This is a genomic window from Bradyrhizobium sp. 141, assembly GCF_023074055.1.
GTDB lineage: Bacteria > Pseudomonadota > Alphaproteobacteria > Rhizobiales > Xanthobacteraceae > Bradyrhizobium.
Genome location: NZ_JADPKR010000059.1, coordinates 1 through 2,650, shown reverse-complemented (window position 1 = coordinate 2,650; position 2,650 = coordinate 1). Strand labels below are relative to the sequence as shown.

The 2,650-nt window shown below is 59.4% G+C and carries 1 protein-coding gene; it reads left to right on the top strand.

What is annotated here, in order from left to right; translation table 11 throughout:
* Window positions 1-1,039 precede the first annotated feature (1,039 nt).
* Window positions 1,040-2,176 (top strand): MFS transporter, encoded by a 1,137-nt coding sequence (locus tag IVA81_RS17380; protein WP_247320180.1) that lies wholly within the window; start codon window positions 1,040-1,042, stop codon window positions 2,174-2,176.
* Window positions 2,177-2,650 lie beyond the last annotated feature (474 nt).

Genomic DNA, 2,650 nt, shown 5'->3' with positions numbered 1-2,650 from the left:
CTTCGCCGTCACACACCCAAGGTAGGAGCCGGATGCCTTAATTGGGCTCGTCCGGATCTGTGCGGGGGGCGCTCAGCAATGAGCGTCCCTACCGCGATCAATTTTCGGGTGGTTCTGAATCTATGGGCGACCATGATTCGGGATTTGATGATTAGTGGAGCGTCGGTCGAAGATGCGCGACGCTGTGGGCTTCTTTGTTGCGGCAGGCCAAGCAACGGATTCGTCCGCTGTTTACGCAGGAGCGGGTCGCGATCACGGCGGTTGGGCAACGAGCCCCGCATCCCTCCCGCACACGGACAAGCATCAATGCCGGTCCATGTGCAGAGCCAATTCGATGAAGAAGTCGTCAATCGCGAGCCGTGACGGGGGCGCTGACCAAGACCATAAGTCTAGCAGGCACATAAGCCTCTGAGCGCCTTCTCTGATCAAAGTGTTTATGTCGGCTTCTCCGCGATGTCGATTGCTACAACCTTTGGCAGGCTATGCAAGCCCGGAGTAACCGGCTTGCAAGCCCATCGCCTAGCATTGAGACGAATTGCGATCGGCAGATGGAATTTCATCTCGTTGTCAGCTTTGCGACTGAGCCATATTGATTTGTCGCGGATATGACTACGGAAGGCGAGGCCGCGTTGGCGCGCTGAAGGGCGCCACGGAAGTAATGCGCGGTCTCGAGGCGCACTCGGGTGCTTCGTGCCCCTTCAGTGCGCGACCGCGCTCATCAATCAGCAAGTAACAAAGCTTGTTGAGAGCCCCAGCGCTCCATGCCTAGCCGGCACAGTTGCCCGATCGTGTCGAGTTCGGATCAAGACGTCACGTGCGGTTTCGCGGTGGCATCGTATTTGCAATCAAAGATGTCGTCGCGGATCGAACTAGAAGATTGTCGATCGACGCGATCCGATATCGCGCGCTGAACCGTCCGGCATGGCGGATTGCGCCAACGAACGATGTCCTCTCGACCGCCGAACCTGCGCACTCTCTGTCGCTCGGGAGTCCGTCGCTGGTACAGCGCCCGCGGTTCGTCTATCATAAGGTCCCTGTCATGGCGTCTGCTGGTCAACCATCCTCTCGGTTAGCAACGCGTCTTGCATTCTTCGTTCCCGGGGTTGGCTTCGGGGCCTGGGCCCCGCTCGTACCATTTGCGAAAGACCGGCTGTCGGCCGATGACGGCGTGCTTGGCCTGCTACTGCTCTGCCTGGGTGCTGGATCCATCATCGCGATGCTTCTGACCGGTGTTTTGAGCGCCCGCTACGGCGTCAGGCTGATCATTCTTGTGGGTGGGCTTAGTGTCGCGATCGTCCTGCCATGCCTCACGACAGCTAGCAAGTTGGGGCTCGGCGTCGCGCTATTCGCCTTAGGCGCCTCGATAGGCTCGATTAGCGTGGCCGCGAACATTCATGCGATCGAGGTGGAGCGCACGGCGGGGTGCCCGCTGATGTCCAGCTTCCACGCTCAATTCAGCATCGGGGAACTTGTGGGGTCTGCAGCCATGACCGCTTTTCTCTCGCTGCAGATTGACGCATTTGTTTCGACTGTGGTCTGCTCGGGATTGATAGTGATCGCGATCATGCTGGCGTGGCCGCGATTGGTACCAACGGCGCAGGCGGACCAGGGTCCGTCGTTCGTTCTGCCGCGTTCCATCGTGCTCCTTCTAGCCGCGATTGCGGCGATCACCTTCCTTATCGAAGGCGCGATGCTCGATTGGGCTGCCTTGTTGGTCGTCGGCGCTGGTCTTGCTCCAAAGACGCAGGGCGGCTTAGCGTATGTACTGTTCTCCATAGCCATGACGGTGGGACGCCTTGCTGGCGACGCCGTCGTCGAACGCGCGGGGGACCGCGCGACACTTATGTTCGGAAGTCTACTGGCCTTGGTAGGTTTCGGAGCTCTGCTGGCCGCACCGGTAGCCGTCATCGCCATGATCGGCTTGCTGCTCATTGGTCTTGGCCTATCGAATGTCGCCCCGATTCTGTTCCGGCGCGCCGGCACGCAGGAGGCGATGCCCGTTGGTCCGGCGATTGCCGCGATCACGACGGTTGGTTATGCCGGAATTCTCATTGGACCGGCTGGTATAGGGTTACTGGCCAAGTACGTGGGACTGCCGGCCGCATTTGGGGTCCTAGCCGGGCTCATGTGCCTCGTCGTGCTCTTGGCACCCATCGTGACGGCGAACACACGGTGAATGCGATTTGAAACGTGACAGAGCGGCACCTCGCGCGCAAGAGAAGCTTCGATCGTGGCTTGTCTCTGATCGAGCAGACGGCAATGAGTTGGCTAGCTGATATCTGCCTGGCGCCGATGATCGGCTACTTTTTGCTGGTCCCAAAGCGGTGCGCTTCTCCGGAAGTGCTTCAGGCCCGGCGATTGGTGGTCCGCGCTCTCCCAGAGATCTGCCTTCATGCCTACGATGGGTCGCTTGATGCGCTTGCCGTTCGCCCAATCATTGCTTCATCCCAGGCTTCTATACCTGAGTGAATCCGCGCTTTCGGCTGTTCGCAAGCTCGAGTTTTCAACCCGATTGCGCAAAGCGGATGTTCGCCGAGCACAGGCGTTGATGCCTAAGAGTCTGTCCGGGATCATGCTGTTTTTTGGCAGAGCTTTCGCAGCATGAGGCGGATTGAGGCGAGGCGCAAGAACGCCAATGCCTTTCGGTTGA

What these genes read in the sequence shown, in the direction of transcription:
- IVA81_RS17380 (WP_247320180.1), top strand. Translation starts at nt 1,040, where the DNA reads ATGGCGTCTGCTGGTCAACCATCCTCTCGGTTAGCAACGCGTCTTGCA.